The organism is Mycobacterium sp. MMS18-G62 (assembly GCF_053877835.1).
This window is the reverse complement of sequence record NZ_CM132662.1, coordinates 5,084,185-5,101,658: the sequence shown is the minus strand read 5'-3', so window position 1 is coordinate 5,101,658 and position 17,474 is coordinate 5,084,185. Positions and strand designations below refer to the sequence as shown.

The window sequence follows — 17,474 nt, the reverse complement described above, 5'->3', positions numbered from 1 at the left end:
GCAATCTTGCACGTTCTCAGTCCACATCGCGGATCAACAAGTCGTCCCAGGTATCGCGTCGCACCACGAGCCGCGGATACCCATTGCGCGCGAAGATAACCGGCACGCGCCTGGCTCCGTTGTACTGGTTGGACATCGTGTAGCAGTACGCGCCGGTGACGGGCACCGCCAGTAGGTCGCCGACGTTGGGGTCACGCAGCGGGACTCCGTCGACGAGCTGATCGCCGGATTCGCAATGGCGGCCCACCACGCTGACCATCTCGCCACCGCCGACCCGGTTGACGATCGTCGCCTCGAAGCGCTGACCGGTCAGCGACACCTCGAGGTTGTCGCCCATGCCGCCGTCGACCGCGACGTGGACGACGACACCGCGCTTGACGGTGGTCACGCGGTAGATGGTGCATGCACTGTTGGCCACCATGCTGCGGCCGGGCTCGACGATGATGCGGGCGCCTTCGGGCAGCAGCGCCTTGGCCTGAGCGATCATCGCGTCGACGTAGTCGTCGAGGCTCGGTGGATGCTCGTCGTAGGTGTAGCGCACGCCGAGTCCGCCGCCGAGGTCGTAGACCTCGAAGGTGCCCAGCTTGGCGATGGGTTCGACGGCGGCGGCGAGTTGTTCGACGTTGAGCAGCTGGGAGCCGACGTGGGTGTGGACGCCGTCGAGGCGCAGTTTGGCGCTGCGTTCGATCCGCGCGATCGCTTGACGCGCATCGTCAGGCGACAGCCCGAACTTGGATCCGGCATGGCCGGTCGCCTGCGACGCATGCGTGGCGGCTTCGACGCCGGGGATGACGCGCACGAGGCACGGCTGGACGTGGCCGCGGGGCACTAGGCGCTCGAGCCGGTCGATGTCGTCGAAGTTGTCGACCACGATCAGGCCGACGCCGTTCGCGATGGCCATCACCAGTTCTTCGTCGGACTTGGCGTTGCCGTGCAGCACCAGCCGATCAGGGTTGGCGCCGGCTTTGAGCGCGGTCAGTATCTCGCCGCCGCCCGCGACGTCGAGGTGAAGCCCTTCCTGGACCATGACCCGCTGAACGGCCGTGCACGGGAACGACTTTGACGCGAACGCCACGTCGCATCGTGGCCATCGGCTGCGGAACGTAGACAGATAGTCGCGCGCCCGCTGCCGTAAGGCGTCTTCGGCCACCACGATCGCTGGCGTGCCGAACTGCTCGGCGACGTCGTCGAGCCGGCACCCGCCGACCACCAGCGTGCCGTCGCCGTCGAGCCTCGTCCCTGGCGGGAAGAGGCCGATCAACTCCTCGGTCTCGCTCGTGGGTAGGGAATGCACGGCCCCAGCGTGCCACTTGACGAGCATGAACTCACGGCCATAGTCTGTCTGTAATGATCCCTACAGAGACGCGGCCGACGAAGAAGCAGCAGCAGGGCGAACAATCCCGCGAGCTGATCCTCGACGCCACCGAGCGGCTGATGGCCACCCGCGGCTACGCCGCCACGTCGATCAGCGATATCCGCAAGGCGTGCGGGCTGCCGCCGAGCTCGATCTACTGGCACTTCGGGTCCAAGGAGGGCGTGCTGGCCGCGGTCATGGAACGCGGCGCCGAACGATTCTTCGCGGAGATCCCGACCGATGGCAGCGCCGAACGGCGGCTCGACGTGCTGGCGCACCTGCAGTCGCAGCATCCCGACTTCCTGCGGCTGTTCTACATGCTGTCGCTGGAACGCAGCGGCGATCCGGCCGTCGCCGAGGTGGTGCGCCGGGTGCGCGACACCGCGATCGAGCGGTTCCGCGACGGCATCACCGCGATGCTGCCCCCAGGCACACCGGCGGCCAAGGCGAAGCGAGTCATCGCCGAACTCACCGCTTTCGCGGTCGCGCTGTCGGACGGTGTGTTCTTCGCCGAGCACCTCGAGCCAGACTCGACCGACGTCGAACGGATGTATCGGCGGCTGTGGCAAGCGCTCGCAACGCTCGTACCGATTGCCTTGGAGGACAAGTGAACACACGAACCGCCATCGTCACAGGGGCCAGCAGGGGCCTCGGATTGGAATGCGCCCGCGAGCTGCTGGCCAAGGGCTGGCACGTCGTTCTCGCGGTCCGCGACGTCAACCGCGGCGCCGACGCGGTTGGCCAACTGGGCGAGCCGGATCGCTGCACGGTCCTCGAGATGGACCTCGCATCGCTGCGCTCGGTGCGCGAGTTCATCCGAAACGTGCGGGGAGCCGGCTTGCCGCCCATCCACGCGGTGGTGTGCAACGCGGGCGTGCAGGTGGTGTCGGGCACCGAGACCACCGAAGACGGCGTCGAGATGACGTTCGGCGTGAACCACCTCGGCCATTTCGCGCTGGTGCAAGGCATTCTCGACGACCTGGCCCGGCCCGCGCGCATCGTCGTGGTCAGCAGCGGCACGCACGATCCGGCCAAGCGCACCGGCATGCCCCATCCGCGCTACACCTCGGCCGCCGATCTCGCGCTGCCCGCCGGGGCGCCCACCGCTGAGGACGGCAGGCGCCGCTACACCACCTCGAAACTGTGCAATGCGCTCTACACGTACGAGCTGGACCGCCGCCTCGGTCACGGCGGACAGGGAATCACCGTCAACGCGTTCGATCCGGGCCTGATGCCCGGATCGGGCCTGGCACGTGACTATCCGCCGCTGCAGCGGCTGGCGTGGCGCTATCTGTTACCGGCCCTTCGCGTGCTGCCGGGTGTGCGCAGCACCCGAGCGTCGGGCCGCCTCCTCGCCGCGCTGGCGGCCGATGACCGATTCGACGGCGTCACCGGCGAATACTTCTCCGGCCGCACCGCAATCAAGTCTTCGGCCGACTCCTATGACCGCGGCAAGGCGCTCGATCTGTGGGAGACCAGCGAGCGATTGCTGGCGCATGTGACCAAGTAGTGTTGCGTGAATGGCGCTGCGGCAGGCCCGGATCGCGACCGCGGCGCTGTTTCTGACCAACGGCGCGCTGTTCGCCAACCTGTTGCCGCGCTACCCGGAGATCAAAGCGGACCTGCATCTGTCCAACTCGGTCTACGGCGCGGCGATTGCCGCGTTCTCTGGCGGGGCGCTCGTGGCCGGTCTGGCGGCGGCGACGTTGATCCGGCGCTACTACTCGTCGCGGGTCGCGGTCGTCGGAACCGTCGGCATCGCCGTGTTTGTTGTCGTCGCGGGCCTGGCCACGACGCCCCTCGTCCTGGCTGCGGCGTTGTTCGTCGCCGGCGCGTCCGACGCGATCACCGACGTCGCGCAGAACGCACACGGGCTGCGGGTGCAGCGCAATTACGGCCGGTCGATCATCAACTCGTTGCATGCCGTATGGGCGGTCGGCGCGATCGTCGGCGGGTTGATGGGCGCGGGTGCGATCGCGTTGCACATCTCTCGCGCAACGCATCTGACGGTCGCGGCGGTCGTGTTCAGCGCGGTGGTCGCCGTCGCATACCCGTATCTGCTGCGCGGTCCTGACCACGACGAGCACGCGTCGGCGCGGGCCGCGGACGGGGGAGGCGCCGGCGTCGCCGTGTATGCGACCCTCGTCGCGCTGGTGGTCATCGCGATCGCAGGGGCTACCGTCGAAGACGCCGGAAGTTCCTGGGCCACATTGTATTTGCGCGACAGCCTCGGCGCGCCGGGCCCGGTGGCGGCATTCGGATATGTCGCGTTGGTCGGATTCATGTTCATCGGCAGGATGATCGGTGACCGGCTCGTCGACCGGTTCGGCGAGCGCTCGGTGGCACGCGCCGGCGGGTTCATCGCCGCCGCGGGAATGGGCGCCGCGCTGGCGTTTCCGACCGTGCCCGGGACCATCGCGGGCTTCGCCGCGGCCGGCTTCGGTGTCGCGACGCTGATACCGGCCGCGATGCACGGCGCGGATCAACTGCCCGGCATGCGTCCTGGCACGGGGCTGACCGCGGTGACGTGGCTGATGCGGGTCGGATTCTTCGGCGCACCGCTGATCGTCGGGGTCATCGCCGACGCGACCAGCCTGCGCGTCGGCCTGCTCTCCGTCCCGGTGGCCGGCTTGCTGGTGATCGCGCTATCGGGCGCGCTCAGCGCACGGCGCCTGCCATCTCGATCGTGAGTACGCCCGCGATGATGAGCGCGATACCGGCGGCCATCGTCCAGGTCAGCGGCTCAGCGAACAGGAAACGGGCCAGGATCGCGACCAGCGCGACGCCGCACGCCGTCCACACGCCGTAGGCGATGCCGACCGGCATACCCAGCCCCAGCGACACCCACAGCAGATAGAACGACGCGGCGTAGCCGGCGATGACGGGTACCAGCCAGGCCTTCCTGCGGAAGCCGTCAGAGGCGCGCAGTGACAGCGTCGCGACGACCTCGATCAGAATCGCGCCGGTCAGCGCCCACCACATCACGATTCGTCGGCTTCGGCGGGCTGCGAACCGAATTCGACGAGCAACACACCGGCGATGATCAACCCGATGCCCGCCGCGATCGGCCATGTGAAGCGGTCCCCGAACAGCAGTGCGGCCAGAACGGCGGTTCCCGCCGTGCCCAACGCACCCCAGATGCCGTACGCAACACCGACGGCCATTCCGGTACGCAACACCATCGTGAGCAAGACAAAGGCGCCGACATATCCCGCGACAACCACGACGAGCCAGGCCGATTGGTCTTGGGAAGCCCGCAAAGACAAAGTCGCCGCAACTTCGATCAAGATGGCTGCGGCCAGCAGCGCCCACTTGCGCACCGGGCGAGAGTAGCCGACCGTCGCGGTGGAGCAGTCTTCCGCGGCACCGGGGTCGCAGGTGGCGCAGTTTAGCGCTGGCAGCCCGTACGATCGTCCCGATGGCAAACGCAGGCGCGGTGGTCGACACCGGTTACGGGCCGATCCGTGGAAGCGACGACGGCCGCGTAAAGGTGTGGAAAGGCGTGCCGTATGCCGCCGCCCCGACCGGCGACCGGAGGTGGCGGGCGCCCGAACCTCCGAAGCCCTGGCGCGAGGTCGCCAATGCGACCCGGTTCGGACCGGTCTGCCCGCAACCGGTCGAGCCGCGGATTCCCATCGACCTTGGGGCGCCACAAGGTGAGAACAGCCTGACCCTCAACGTTTGGGCATCCTCGGACACCGCCGCGGGCGACCGCAAGCCGGTGATGGTGTGGATTCACGGCGGCGCCTACATCTTCGGTTCGGCGAGCCAACCGCTTTACGACGGCACGGTCTTGAGTGCTGACGGCGAGGTAGTGGTCGTAACGATCAACTATCGCGTCGGGGCATTCGGATTCCTTGACTTGTCGACGTTTTCGACGCCCCAACGACGCTTTGACTCCAACCCAGGCTTGCGGGACGTGATCCTGGCCTTGCAGTGGGTGCGCGACAACATCGCCGCATTCGGCGGGGACCCCGACCGGGTGACACTATTCGGCGAATCGGCGGGCGCGGGCATCGTCACCACACTGCTGACCACCCCGGTCGCGGCCGGGCTGTTCAGCGCCGCGATCGCCCAAAGCTCACCCGCCACGTCGGTGTACGACACCGTCCGTGGCCGGCGGGTCGCCGAAGAGTTCCTCGACACTCTGGGCGTGGCGCCCGACGGCGTCGATCGGTTGAGTGAGGTGCCGGCCGAAGCGATCGTGGCGGCCTCGCGGGCACTGTTCAACGACGTGCCACTGCGCAGCCCTGGACTGCTGGCCTTCGCGCCGATCGTCGACGGCGACCTCGTGCCCGACTATCCGGTCAAGTTGGCACGCGAAGGCCGTTCCCATCCGGTGCCGTTGGTCATCGGCACCAACAAGCACGAGGCCGCGCTGTTCAAGTGGATGAAGTCGCCGCTGATGCCGATCACGCCGCATGAGATCCGGCGGATGTTCGCCGAGATGGCCGCCGAACAACCCGACGTGCAACTGCCGACGGAAGAGGCGATCGGGGCCGTCTACCGCAGCAGGCGCACCAAGACCAGGGGGATGGGCGTCGCGCGCGACGTCGGATTCCGGATGCCGTCCGTATGGCTGGCCGAGGGACACAGCACTGTCGCGCCCGTCTACCTCTACCGATTCGACTGGGCAACGCCCATGCTGAAAGCGATGGGAATCGGCGCCACCCACGCCACCGAATTGCCTTACGTCTGGGGCAATCTCATTGCGGGACCCAAGGACTTCACCTTCAAACTGGGAGGCATGAAGACGGGCGCAGCGGTATCGGCGCGGATGCGGGCTCGCTGGGTGAACTTCGCCGTCGAGGCCAAGCCCAACGGCTTGCCTGGCGAACCGGAGTGGCCGCCCTACCACGAAGCCGACCGCGCATGCCTGATCATCGACAAGCGGGACGCGGTCGTCAACGACATCGATCTGCACATCCGCGCCACGTGGGGCAGCGCGGTACTCAACTTTCGGTAGCTCACCGCCGGGTCGTTAGACTGGCCCGGGAGGTGTCACCGTGGACCTGGCAAACGCATTCTCGGATGTGCTGCCGCCGCTGATGCACGACCCGGTGATGTATGCGGTCCCCTTCTTCCTGCTCTTCTTGATCATCGAGTGGACCGCCGCCCGCAAGCTCGCGCACACCGAGGCGGAGCGCGCGCCTGCCGGTGCATACCTGAAGCAAGACGCCTGGGCCAGCATCCGGATGGGCCTGGTATCGGTGGGGACCAGCGGGCTGCTCAACGGCCTGGCGCTGCTGGGATATGCGGCTCTCTACGTCTACGTCGCGCCGTGGCACTTGCCGGCCACGCAGTGGTACACGTGGGTGATCGCCATCGTCGGCGTGGACCTTCTCTACTACGTCTATCACCGGATGGCCCACCGGATAAGGCTGATCTGGGCGACCCACCAAGCTCATCACTCCAGCCAGTACTTCAACTTCGCCACCGCGCTGCGGCAGAAGTGGAACATCAGCGGCGACGTTGTCCTGCGGGCGCTGTTGCCGCTCTTCGGTGTTCCGCCGTGGCTGGTGTTCCTTTCCTTCTCGATCAATCTGATCTACCAATTCTGGATTCACACCGAGCGCATCGACAAGCTTTGGCGGCCAATCGAATTCATCTTCAACACGCCGTCACATCATCGGGTGCACCATGGCATGGACCAGCAGTATCTGGACCGCAACTACGGCGGCATCTTCATCCTGTGGGACCGGTTGTTCGGCAGCTTTCAGGCGGAGACCACGCGCCCTCACTACGGCCTCACCAAACAGGTTGACACGTTCAACGTCTGGAAACTGCAGACGTACGAATATGTGGCGATCGCCCGCGATGTGCGGCACGCGGCGCGCTGGCGCGACAAGCTCGGCTACATCTTCGGGCCGCCCGGCTGGCAACCGGCGCAACGTCGACTCGATGTCGATCGCGGTTCAGCCGCCGACGAATCGGCCAGAGTTCGCACCTAAGCCGACGCTCGACACAGCAGTATTGGACTCATGGATGTCAAAGAGGTCCTGCTGCCCGGTGTGGGTCTGCGTTTCGAGTTCGAGAACCGCGACGGCGACCGCATCGGCGTTGTGGCCAGACGCACCGGTGACTTCGAGGTCGTCGTGTACCCCAAAGACGATCCCGACCAGGCCCAGCAGGTGTTCCGGCTGACCGACGAGGAGGCCGAGGCGCTGGCCCAGATTCTGGGTGCCCCGCGCATCGCCGAGCGCTTCGCCGATCTGACCCGCGAAGTACCGGGACTGCGCGCCGGGCAGGTGTCGATCCGGCCCGGCGGACCGTTCGTGGACCGTCCGCTCGGCGATACCCGCGCCCGGACCCGTACAGGGGCATCCATCGTTGCGATCGTGCGCGACGAAGAAGTCCTTGCCTCACCAGGTCCCGGCGAAATGCTGCGGGCCGGCGACGTGCTGGTCGTCATCGGCACCGAGGAAGGCATCGGCGGCGTCGAAAACATTGTTAGCCAAGGCTGACCGATGCAGGTATCGGCGACGCTGCTGCTCGAGCTCGGCGTCATCCTCGCGGTGCTCACCGTGCTGGGCACCGTCGCGCGCCGATACGCGCTGTCGCCGATCCCGCTCTACCTGATCGCCGGTCTGGCCCTCGGCGAAGGCGGCATCGCTCCGATCCCCGCCGCCGGGGAATTCGTCCGCACCGGGGCTTCCATCGGCGTGGTGTTGTTGTTGCTCACGCTCGGACTGGAATTCTCCATCGCCGAGTTCGCCAGCAGCCTGCGCCGCCACCTGCCCTCGGCATGGGTCGACCTCGTCCTCAACGCACTGCCAGGCGCCATTGCCGGTTGGCTTCTCGGCCTGAGCGCACTCGGCATCATCGCGCTGGCCGGCGTCACCTACATCTCTTCGTCCGGCGTGATCTCGCGGCTGCTGAGCGACCTGCGCCGGCTCGGTAACCGCGAGACGCCGGCAGTGCTGTCGATCTTGGTGCTCGAGGACTTCGCGATGGCGGCCTATCTACCGCTGCTGGCGGTGCTGGCCGCCGGCGGCACCTGGCTGCAGGCGCTGTTCGGGATGGCGATCGCCATCTGTGCGCTGATGGTCGCCTTTGTCGCCTCTTATCGCTGGGGTCATCACGTCGGCCGGCTGGTGGCGCACCCGGATAACGAGCAGCTATTGCTGCGCATCCTTGGGCTTACATTGATCGTGGCCGCGCTGGCCGAATTCGTGCACGCGTCCGCGGCAGTCGGCGCATTCCTCGTCGGCCTGACGCTGACCGGTGAGTCCGCGGACCGGGCCCGGACGGTGCTCAGCCCGTTGCGGGACCTGTTCGCCGCGATCTTCTTCCTCGCGATCGGGCTGTCGGTCGATCCGATGGATCTGGTGCCGATGCTGCCGGCGGCCGTCGCACTGGCCGTCGTGACGGCCGTAACGAAGGTGCTGACCGGTCAATTCGCCGCTCGCCGTGAGGGAGTGGGCCGCCCCGGTCAGCTGCGCGCGGGCACGGCGCTGATCGCCCGCGGAGAGTTCTCGTTGGTGATCATCGGGCTGGTCGGCACGTCGATCGAAGCCGTCGAAGCAGTGGCCACACCCTACGTGTTCATCCTCGCCATGGTCGGGCCGGTGCTGGCCCGGTTCACCGGCGGAAGACCGGCGGTCGCCCGCTGATCGCATCGCGTAGTGTCCGCGGTGTGGAAACGGTCTTCGATGCCGACGTCGATCCCGGCATCGTCGAACGCTCGCTTGCAGCAAGCACCTTCGGCTCGATGTGGCTCGACATGCCGCGTCCGCAATACCCGACGCTGACGGGGCCCATCAGCTGTGACCTGTTGATCGTCGGCGGCGGCTACACCGGGCTGTGGACTGCATTGCATGCCGCACAGCGCAATCCGGATCGGCGAATCGTTTTGATCGAGGCCGACCGCATCGGATGGGCTGCGTCCGGCCGCAACGGCGGATTCGTCGACGCCAGCCTGACCCACGGCTACCACAACGGAAAAGCTCGCTGGCCCAACGAAATCGACAAACTCGAAGCGATGGGGCTGCAAAACCTCGACGGCATGCAGGAGGAGATCGAACGACTCGGCCTCGACGTGGAATGGCAACGCACCGGCATGCTCTCGGTGGCCACCGAGCCGTATCAGGTCGACTGGCTGTCCGATGCGGCGGCGCAGGGGGAGGGCCGGCTGCTCGACACCCGGCAAGTCCGCGACGAAGTGCATTCGCCGACGTACCTCGCCGGCCTGTACAGCCCGGATACGTGTGCCATCGTCCACCCCGCCAAGCTGGCGTTGGAACTCGCACGCGCCGCCGCCGATGCCGGCGTGCACATCTACGAGCACACCAACGCTACGCGGCTGGACTCCGGCGTGGCCGCCCTGCGGGTGCAGACCGCCGATGGGCCCATCACCTGCCGGCAGATCGTGCTCGCGACGAACGTCTTCCGCAGTCTGTTGCGCCGCAACCGGCTCTACACCGTGCCGGTGTACGACTACGTGCTGGCCACTGAGCCCCTCACCGACGCGCAGCTGGACCGCATCGGCTGGCGCGGCAGACAGGGAATCGGCGACTGCGCCAATCAGTTTCACTACTACCGGCTGACCGTGGACAACCGGATCGTATGGGGCGGCTACGACGCGGTCTACCATTTCGGCCGCAAGGTCGACACCGGTTACGAGGACAGGGCCGCCACCTATCGGCGGCTGGCGGCACACTTCTTCATCACCTTCCCTGCGCTGGACGACATTTCGTTCAGTCACCGCTGGGCAGGTGCGATCGACACGAACACACGCTTCTGTGCGCACTGGGGGCTCGCCCGCGACGGGCGGGTCGCCTACGTCAACGGGTTCACCGGGCTCGGCGTGGCCGCCGCCAGGTTCGCCGCGGACGTCTGCCTGGATCTGCTCGACGGCGAGCCAACGTCACGCACTGAATTGGAGATGGTCTGCAAACGACCGCCGCCGTTCCCGCCCGAACCGCTGGCCAGCATCGGAATTGGGGCGACGCGGTGGTCGCTGAATCGTGCCGACCATGCGGCGGGACGCCGAAACGTTCTGCTTCGCACACTCGACGCTCTCGGACTGGGCTTCGATTCCTGACCGGGTGTTCGATGCGTCGTCGGTAGCAATGCGGCGGTGCTGTAACACCCTCGCCGGCGGCCACGATGAGCAATCATGTGAACCGGTTTTCCGGGGGGCCGAGCGTGATTGTGGATTCGGTCGCTTGGGTATAGCGGTCCGCAATGCACCGGTACGCTTGACACTTTCACTTGAAGATCGGGGGCGACATGCGCCGAGGGTGGTTGCGCCTACTAGCGGCAACGGTTGCCCCGATCGTCGCGCTGCTGCTTCCGTCGGGGGCCTCGCAAGCCAATCCTGGAACCGTCGTCTTCCCGGGCATGGAAATTCGCCAGGGCACCAACGTGTGCACACTCGGTTACGTCGATCCACAGGCGCGGGTCGCGTTCACGGCAGGGCATTGCCGGGGCGGCGGTCAGGTCGGCGACAGGGACGGCAACTTCGTCGGCACGCAAGGGTTGTTCCGCGACAACACTCCTGACGGCGCCACCATCGACACCAATCACCAGATCGCCGATTGGGAAGCCATCACGCTGGCCCCCGACGTCCAAATCAACAACGTCCTGCCGAGCGGACACGTGTTGATTGCCGACCCGGGCGTCGTGCCGACGGCCGGAATGTCGGTGTGCCACTTCGGTGTGATCACGGCGGAGAGCTGCGGCACGGTTCAGGCGGTCTACAACGGCTGGTTCACGATGGCCAACGGCGTGGTGAGCCAGAAGGGCGATTCGGGCGGGCCGGTCTATACCGTCCTGCCGGACGGCCGTGCCGCGATCATCGGAATGTTCAACAGCACCTGGGGCCAGTACCCGGCGGCCGTCTCGTGGCAGGCCGCTACTCAGCAGGCCCACGAAGACGTCATCACCGCCGCGTCCGGAACCTTGGACGCCCCACCGCCTTTGCGTTAACGGAGTAGCTCGAACACAGGGATCGACGGGGCGGTGGCACGCAATTCCCCGTCGGTCGACTCCGGTGTGAGTCCGCCTACGTGGCCCTTGACCTCCCAGTACCAGCGATCGAGATAGCGCCTGAGCAGTTGCGGCTTCGCGCCGTCGGGGACCTCGGCAATGCGGATGTCGCGGCTGCGCCAGCGCGGCCCGATCTCGACAACCCCCGCCGCGCGCGCGTTGCGTGCCCACTGGGTGTTGCCCCTCGGCGATACGACGTAATCGCGGCCGTCGACGGTCAACAGGTTGATCACCACACCGCGGCGCTTGCCGGTCTTGCGTCCGCGGACCCGCAGTGCCCGGGTGCCGGCAAGGCTGATGCCGGCCTCGGCGAGCAGGCGGATCAGCTGGTTGCCGACGCGGGCGGCGAGGTTCGGTGCGTCGTAGCGCGTGGTCATCAGGGGTCCTTTCAGTCGATGTACCAAACGAGAGCGGTGCTCTCTGTCGAGAGTGGCACGCCGCACATGAAAATTCAAGAGCAGTGATCTCGTTTTGTGTCACACTGAGCCCATGGGTAAACGGCAGGAGACCCGCGAGCGCACTGAAAAGCAGATCATCGAGCTGGGCCGACGCCACCTGGTCACCGACGGCGCCGCCGGGCTCTCCTTGCGGGCGATCGCGCGCGATCTCGGCATGGTGTCCTCCGCGGTGTACCGCTACGTCGCCAACCGCGACGACCTGCTGACGCTGCTTCTGGTGGACGCCTATTCAGAATTGGCTGACGCGGTCGACCGTGCACGTGGTGCGGCCGACGGGTCGTGGCGTGACGACGTGATGGCCATCGCGCACGCGGCGCGCCATTGGGCCAACGAGCAGCCCGCCAGCTGGGCGCTGCTCTATGGCAGCCCGGTGCCCGGGTATCACGCTCCGAGGGAGCGCACGGTAGGCCCCGGCACGCGGGTGGTGGGTGCGCTGTTCGATGCGATCGCGGCCGGCATCGCCTGCGGTGACATAGCGACGACGAAAATCGCTGTGCCACAATCTCTGTCGTCGGATTTCGATAAGTTGCGCGCCGAGTTCGACTTCGCCGGCGACGACTCGGCGGTCGCGAAGTGTTTTGTGCTGTGGGCCGCTTTGGTCGGAGCGATCAGCCTGGAGGTATTCGGCCAGTACGGCACCGACACGCTCACCGAACCCGCGGCCATATTCGACACCCACGTGCGGCTGCTCGTCGGACTGCTGACTGGTTAAGGATTGACTTATATAAGTCAGTACTTTAGCTTCGAATAGTGCACGCGTTCGACGTCCTCGGCGATCCGGTGCGGCGCCGGATCCTCGAACTGCTCGCCGACGGCGAGATGACGGCGGGCGCCATCGGCGCCATCGTCCAGGGCGAGTTCACCATCAGCCAGCCCGCCGTCTCGCAACATTTGAAAGTGTTGCGAGACAACGGGTTTACTTCGGTTCGACCAGATGGGCAGCGGCGGCTGTATGCGGTCAACGGCAGCGCGCTGCGTGACGTCGACGAATGGCTTAGCGCATTTCGCCGGTTCTGGACTCCGCGTCTGGACGCGTTGGCCACCGAGGTCGCGCGCGGCAAACGGCAGCGTAGAAATCAAGGGAGGCAACATGGTTGAGATCGACGTCGACCACCAGATCAAGGGGGTTGCGCGCAACCTCGGGAAGCGCACAATCGACGCGGGGGAGGCGCACGTCATCACGGTCAGCCAGTCCTACGACACCGACCCGGCAGACCTCTGGGACGCGGTCACCAATATCGACCGCATTCCAAGGTGGTTCCTGCCCATATCCGGCGACCTGACGGTCGGTGGCTCCTACCAGTTGGAGGGCCAAGCAGGTGGAACCGTCCTGACGTGCGATCCGCCGAAGAACTTCACCGCCACCTGGGAGTACAGCGGCAATGTCAGCTGGATCGACGTCAGCATCACGGGCGACGGCGCAGACCGGGCGCGATTGCTGCTCGAGCACATCATCCCCGTTGGCGACGACCAGATCTGGCGTGAGTTCGGTCCCGGCGCCGTGGGTATCGGCTGGGATTCGATGGTGCTCGGGCTGGCCCTTCATCTGAGCACCGGCGAATCCATCGACCCGTCGTTTGGACAGCAGTGGACGGGCACGGATGAGGGTCGCCGCTTCCTGACTTTGTCGGGCGAAGAGTGGTACTCCGCGAACGTCGGCTTCGGTGTCGACCCCGCGACCGCGCGGGCGATGGCCGATCGATGCCTCAAGGCATACCTGGGCCAAGAGCTGAACTAGAACACGTTCTAGCTTTGACGGCACGCCGGGGATATTCTCGAGGCGATGCCCGACCAGACACCTGTCCAGATTGCCTGGGTGACGCAGGACCTCGATGCCACCGAAACGACGCTGACCGCATTGTTGGGCGCCAAGAAGTGGGTCAGGATGGCCGGCGTGCACTTCGGCCCGGAGTCGTGCACATACCGCGGCGACCCCGCGGACTTCGTCGCAGACATCTCATTGAGCTACGCCGGTGACACGCAACTCGAACTCATCGCGCCGGTAAGCGGGGAGAGCATCTACACCGAGTTCCTCGGCCGGTGCGGACCCGGCTTGCACCACATCTGCATCGAAGCCGACGATGTGCAAGCCGCGATCGACGCGCGCAACGCCGAGGTGGTGCAGCGCGGCGTGATGCCAGGTGGGATGGAGTTCGCCTACGTGTCGGCCGAAGCGGCCGGCGTGCCCTACATCGAAATCGCGCATATCTCGCCCGAGATCCGGGCGTTCTTCGACTACGTGAAACAGGAGCAAGCGTGACACCGACGAACGCTTGCGTGAGGAGCCATAGATGAAGCAGATTCCCGAAACCGTCCGTGTCGCCGACGTGACGTCGTGGTCCGACGATGTCGACGTCGTGGTCATCGGGTTTGGTATCGGCGGTGGCTGCGCCGCGGTGAGTGCCGCCGCGGCGGGGGCGCGGGTGCTGGTGCTGGAACGTGCGGCGGCAGCCGGCGGCACGACCGCCATGGCGGGCGGACACTTCTATCTCGGCGGTGGAACCGCGGTGCAGCAGGCCACCGGGCACACCGACAGCGCCGAGGAGATGTACAAGTACCTCGTTGCAGTGTCACGCGAACCCGAGCACGACAAGATTCGCGCCTACTGCGACGGCAGCGTCGAGCACTTCAACTGGTTGGAGGACTTGGGTTTTCAGTTCGAGCGCAGCTATTACCCCGAAAAGGCGGTCATCCAGCCCAACACCGAAGGCCTGATGTTCACCGGCAACGAGAAGGTCTGGCCATTCAAGAATCAGGCCGTTCCCGCGCCGCGCGGGCACAAGGTGCCGGTGCCAGGCGACACGGGAGGCGCCAGCATGGTGATCGACCTGTTGCTCAAACGGGCCGATGAGCTCGGTGTGCAGATCCGCTATGAGACGGGGGCGACAAGCATCGTCCAGAGTGAGAATGGCGCCGTCGCCGGCGTGACATGGAAACACTTCAACGAGACCGGAGCGATCCGGGCCAAGGCGGTGGTGATCGCCGCCGGCGGCTTTGTGATGAATCCGGAGATGGTGGCCGAATACACACCGAAGCTGGCCGAGAAGCCGTTCGTGCTCGGCAACACGTACGACGACGGTCTCGGCATCAGGCTCGGGGTGGCCGCGGGCGGCGCGACCAAACACATGGACCAGGCGTTCATTACGGCTCCTGTCTACCCGCCGTCGATCCTGCTGACGGGGATCATCGTCAACAAGCTGGGCGAGCGGTTCGTCACCGAAGACTCCTACCATTCGCGGACTTCGGGTTTCGTGATGGACCAGCCCGACAGCGCGGCGTATCTGATCGTCGACGAGGCGCACATGCAGCGTCCGGAGATACCACTGATCACGTTCATCGACGGCTGGGAGACGGTGGCGGAAATGGAAGCGGCACTTGGCATTCCGCAGGGAAAGCTGGTGGCCACCCTCAACCGGTACAACGAGTATGCCGCTCGTGGTGAGGATCCGGACTTTCACAAGCAGCCCGAATTCCTTGCGCCGCAAGACAAAGGACCGTGGGGTGCATTCGATCTGTCGCTGGGGCATGCGATGTACTCGGGGTTCACCGTTGGCGGGTTGGCCACCAGCGTCGACGGTCAGGTGCTACGCGAGGACGGCAGCGTCATTGCCGGCCTGTATGCGGCCGGCGCGTGCGCGTCGAACATCGCGCAAGACGGCAAGGGCTACGCCAGCGGAACGCAGCTGGGCGAAGGCTCGTTCTTCGGCCGCCGCGCCGGCACACACGCGGCGTCGTTGCGCTAGACCGGCACGGTCTCCACAGGGTCCAGCCGCCACTCGCCCTCGCCGAGCAGACGCAGTTGCTTGTTGTGATGCTGCTCAACGGATTTGCGGTGGCTGACGCTGACAAGGATGGTGTCGGGAAGTTCATTGCGGACGAGCTGGTACAGCGTCAATTCCAGGCCTTCGTCCAACGCCGACGTCGACTCGTCGAGGAAGACGGCCTTGGGTTTGGTCAGCAGCACCCGGGCGAACGCGATGCGCTGCTGCTCACCCGGTGAGAGCACCTTGGCCCAGTCCTGTACCTCGTCGAGGCGATTGCCCAGATGTGGGAGCGCGACTTTGACGAGCACTGCCCGCAGAAGGCTGTCGTCGATCTCCCCTGCCTCGTTCGGGTAGGAGACGACGGCCCGCAGGTTGCCCAGTGGCACGTACGGCATCTGCGACAGGAACATCGTTTCGTTGGGTCCACACGGCCGCGTGAGTGTGCCGGATGTGAACGGCCACAACTCCGCGAGGCTTCGCAGCAACGTGGTCTTCCCACTGCCCGACGGGCCGGTGATCACCAACGCGTCGCCGACTTCCAGGTGCATGTCCAGCGGATTGATCAGCTGGTTTCCGTCGGGTGTGCGGACCTCGATGTCGTCGAGCTGGACCGTGCCGTCGACACAGGGCTTGGTCGTCACCTCGGGTAGCGCGCGGCCCTCCTCGTTGGCGATCACCAGGCCATGCAGACGGATGATCGCCGCCCGGTACCCGGCGAACTGGTCGTAGGCGTTGCGGAAGAACGACAGCCCTTCCTGGATGCTGCCGAACGCCGAAGCCGATTGGGTCATCGCGCCCAGCGTGATCTCCCCGTTGAAGAAGCGCCCGAACTGCAACAGGTACGGCGGCAGCACGATGATCTGGCTCATCGACAGGTTCCAGCCGTAGAAGCCCACCATCCGGTTCAGGTATCGCTTGTAGTTGGAGACGACGGGGGCGAAGAGCCGCCGCAGCCCCGTGCGCTCTGCCGCCTCGCCGCGATAGAACGCGACCGCCTCCGAGGCGTCGCGCAACCGCACCAGCGCGTACCGGAACGCGGCGTTGAACTTCTCGTTGTTGAACGACAACCAGATGATCGGCCTGCCGATCCAGAACGCGATGACGGACGCAAAGAGCACGTAGGCCAGCAGCATCCAGAACATCGCCCTGGGAATGTTGAATCCGAACAGGTTCAACGTGCCCGAGAGATTCCACAGGATCGCGGTGAAGGAGATCATCGAGGTAACCGCGGAAATCGCGCCGAAAAGCAGCGTGGCGGCAGACGTGTTGTTGGGGGTGTTGGGCAGTGGCCCGACACCGGCGGTGAAGATGTCGATGTCGGTTTGGATGCGCTGGTCGGGGTTGTCGATCGTGTCGTCGATGAAGCGGGCGCGGTAGTAGGCCTTACCGTCGAGCCAGTCGTCGGTGAGCCGGTGGGTCAGCCAGGCGCGCCACCTCAGCATGAACCGCTGCATCAGGAACAGATCCAGCATGACCCGCGCGACGTGGAAGGTGACAAGGACGCAGAAGACGAGGATCGACAGCCAAAAGCCGTCTCTACCGGAGTTCTTGACCGCGTCGTTGCTGTCCCCGACACCCGTGGCGATCACCTGGAAGCTGGTCATCATGTCGTTGCCCTGATAGCTCAGGAGGACGTCCAAGCGGACACCTGCGACCACTGATAGCAGCAGAACCGCGAGCCAGATCCACACCTTGATGCTCTCGGGGCCCTTGAAGTAATCGCCGGTGATGCGCCAGAACTGCCTGCCCCAGGGGGCGAACCGGGCGATAAGCACCAGGATCACCATGGTCGCGACCGCCGCGATGGCCCACGCCTTGGCGATCCACCACAGCGATGTAGTCAGCTCGTTGCCCCAGTCCAGCGTCGGGGTGAACATGTCCATTCCGGCAAGGTACCTCTACTCGCAG

The 17,474-nt window shown here is 66.0% G+C and carries 19 protein-coding genes; 14 read left to right on the top strand and 5 right to left on the bottom strand.

The window, feature by feature from the left end; all coding sequences use genetic code 11:
- Nucleotides 1–16: 16 nt before the first annotated feature.
- Nucleotides 17–1,294, bottom strand: a complete 1,278-nt coding sequence (gene lysA / locus ACWW36_RS25405) for a diaminopimelate decarboxylase (protein ID WP_456138705.1) — start codon at nucleotides 1,292–1,294, stop codon at nucleotides 17–19.
- A 53-nt stretch (nucleotides 1,295–1,347) separates the two neighbouring features.
- Between lysA and ACWW36_RS25400 the strand changes: the two genes are divergently transcribed.
- The 3 genes from ACWW36_RS25400 to ACWW36_RS25390 are packed head-to-tail and all read left to right on the top strand — an operon-like array spanning nucleotide 1,348 to nucleotide 4,044.
- A complete protein-coding gene (locus tag ACWW36_RS25400; RefSeq protein ID WP_456138704.1) occupies nucleotides 1,348–1,965 on the top strand; it encodes a TetR/AcrR family transcriptional regulator in 618 nt (205 codons plus the stop codon).
- Nucleotides 1,962–2,864, top strand: a complete 903-nt coding sequence (locus ACWW36_RS25395; RefSeq protein WP_456138703.1) for an SDR family NAD(P)-dependent oxidoreductase — start codon at nucleotides 1,962–1,964, stop codon at nucleotides 2,862–2,864. The genes ACWW36_RS25400 and ACWW36_RS25395 overlap by 4 nt, the downstream gene beginning before the upstream one ends.
- A 10-nt stretch (nucleotides 2,865–2,874) precedes the next feature.
- Nucleotides 2,875–4,044 carry an MFS transporter gene (locus ACWW36_RS25390; protein ID WP_456138702.1) on the top strand — a complete coding sequence of 390 codons (1,170 nt, stop codon included), beginning with the start codon at nucleotides 2,875–2,877 and terminating at the stop codon, nucleotides 4,042–4,044.
- Here the strand turns inward: ACWW36_RS25390 and ACWW36_RS25385 are convergent.
- Both ACWW36_RS25385 and ACWW36_RS25380 read right to left on the bottom strand, forming a co-directional pair.
- Nucleotides 4,013–4,336, bottom strand: coding sequence for a DMT family transporter (locus tag ACWW36_RS25385; RefSeq protein WP_456138701.1), 324 nt, complete (start codon nucleotides 4,334–4,336; stop codon nucleotides 4,013–4,015). The two genes, ACWW36_RS25390 and ACWW36_RS25385, sit on opposite strands and share 32 nt — an antisense overlap.
- Complete coding sequence (locus ACWW36_RS25380; protein ID WP_456138700.1) at nucleotides 4,336–4,674, bottom strand: DMT family transporter; 339 nt, start codon at nucleotides 4,672–4,674, stop codon at nucleotides 4,336–4,338. The genes ACWW36_RS25385 and ACWW36_RS25380 overlap by 1 nt, the downstream gene beginning before the upstream one ends.
- A 98-nt stretch (nucleotides 4,675–4,772) precedes the next feature.
- On the opposite strand from ACWW36_RS25380, the gene ACWW36_RS25375 reads away from it, so the two are divergent.
- The 6 genes from ACWW36_RS25375 to ACWW36_RS25350 all read left to right on the top strand — a co-directional run bounded on the left by ACWW36_RS25375 (nucleotide 4,773) and on the right by ACWW36_RS25350 (nucleotide 11,284).
- Nucleotides 4,773–6,320 carry a carboxylesterase/lipase family protein gene (locus ACWW36_RS25375; RefSeq protein WP_456138699.1) on the top strand — a complete coding sequence of 516 codons (1,548 nt, stop codon included), beginning with the start codon at nucleotides 4,773–4,775 and terminating at the stop codon, nucleotides 6,318–6,320.
- Between the two features lie 82 nt (nucleotides 6,321–6,402).
- The gene (locus ACWW36_RS25370) at nucleotides 6,403–7,305 is read left to right on the top strand and encodes a sterol desaturase family protein (RefSeq protein WP_456142620.1); all 903 of its coding nucleotides are present in this window, start codon (nucleotides 6,403–6,405) and stop codon (nucleotides 7,303–7,305) included.
- A 30-nt stretch (nucleotides 7,306–7,335) separates the two neighbouring features.
- Nucleotides 7,336–7,818 (top strand): cation:proton antiporter regulatory subunit, encoded by a 483-nt coding sequence (locus tag ACWW36_RS25365; RefSeq protein ID WP_456138698.1) that lies wholly within the window; start codon nucleotides 7,336–7,338, stop codon nucleotides 7,816–7,818.
- 3 nt (nucleotides 7,819–7,821) lie between these two features.
- A complete protein-coding gene (locus ACWW36_RS25360; RefSeq protein WP_456138697.1) occupies nucleotides 7,822–8,967 on the top strand; it encodes a cation:proton antiporter in 1,146 nt (381 codons plus the stop codon).
- Nucleotides 8,968–8,990: 23 nt separating this feature from the next.
- Entirely contained in the window at nucleotides 8,991–10,397 is a 1,407-nt protein-coding gene (locus ACWW36_RS25355; protein WP_456138696.1) for an NAD(P)/FAD-dependent oxidoreductase, read from the top strand.
- 188 nt (nucleotides 10,398–10,585) lie between these two features.
- Nucleotides 10,586–11,284 carry an Rv1815 family serine proteinase gene (locus ACWW36_RS25350; protein WP_456138695.1) on the top strand — a complete coding sequence of 233 codons (699 nt, stop codon included), beginning with the start codon at nucleotides 10,586–10,588 and terminating at the stop codon, nucleotides 11,282–11,284.
- Here the strand turns inward: ACWW36_RS25350 and ACWW36_RS25345 are convergent.
- Nucleotides 11,281–11,721 (bottom strand): nitroreductase/quinone reductase family protein, encoded by a 441-nt coding sequence (locus tag ACWW36_RS25345; RefSeq protein WP_456138694.1) that lies wholly within the window; start codon nucleotides 11,719–11,721, stop codon nucleotides 11,281–11,283. The two genes, ACWW36_RS25350 and ACWW36_RS25345, sit on opposite strands and share 4 nt — an antisense overlap.
- A 112-nt stretch (nucleotides 11,722–11,833) precedes the next feature.
- Between ACWW36_RS25345 and ACWW36_RS25340 the strand changes: the two genes are divergently transcribed.
- Genes ACWW36_RS25340 through ACWW36_RS25320 form a run of 5 tightly spaced genes read left to right on the top strand, consistent with a single transcriptional unit; the run spans nucleotide 11,834 to nucleotide 15,545 of the window.
- Complete coding sequence (locus ACWW36_RS25340; protein ID WP_456138693.1) at nucleotides 11,834–12,514, top strand: TetR/AcrR family transcriptional regulator; 681 nt, start codon at nucleotides 11,834–11,836, stop codon at nucleotides 12,512–12,514.
- 38 nt (nucleotides 12,515–12,552) lie between these two features.
- Nucleotides 12,553–12,900 (top strand): ArsR/SmtB family transcription factor, encoded by a 348-nt coding sequence (locus tag ACWW36_RS25335; protein WP_456138692.1) that lies wholly within the window; start codon nucleotides 12,553–12,555, stop codon nucleotides 12,898–12,900.
- Nucleotides 12,893–13,540, top strand: coding sequence for an SRPBCC family protein (locus ACWW36_RS25330; protein ID WP_456138691.1), 648 nt, complete (start codon nucleotides 12,893–12,895; stop codon nucleotides 13,538–13,540). Before ACWW36_RS25335 ends, ACWW36_RS25330 begins: the two co-directional genes overlap by 8 nt.
- Before the next feature lie 45 nt (nucleotides 13,541–13,585).
- A complete protein-coding gene (locus ACWW36_RS25325) occupies nucleotides 13,586–14,062 on the top strand; it encodes a VOC family protein (RefSeq protein ID WP_456138690.1) in 477 nt (158 codons plus the stop codon).
- A 31-nt stretch (nucleotides 14,063–14,093) separates the two neighbouring features.
- On the top strand, nucleotides 14,094–15,545 hold the full coding sequence (locus ACWW36_RS25320) for an FAD-binding protein (RefSeq protein ID WP_456138689.1): 1,452 nt from the start codon (nucleotides 14,094–14,096) through the stop codon (nucleotides 15,543–15,545).
- On the opposite strand, the gene ACWW36_RS25315 is transcribed toward ACWW36_RS25320, so the two are convergent.
- Nucleotides 15,542–17,449: an ABC transporter ATP-binding protein/permease gene (locus tag ACWW36_RS25315; RefSeq protein ID WP_456138688.1), complete on the bottom strand. Its 1,908-nt coding sequence runs from the start codon at nucleotides 17,447–17,449 to the stop codon at nucleotides 15,542–15,544. The two genes, ACWW36_RS25320 and ACWW36_RS25315, sit on opposite strands and share 4 nt — an antisense overlap.
- Between the last annotated feature and the right edge of the window lie 25 nt (nucleotides 17,450–17,474).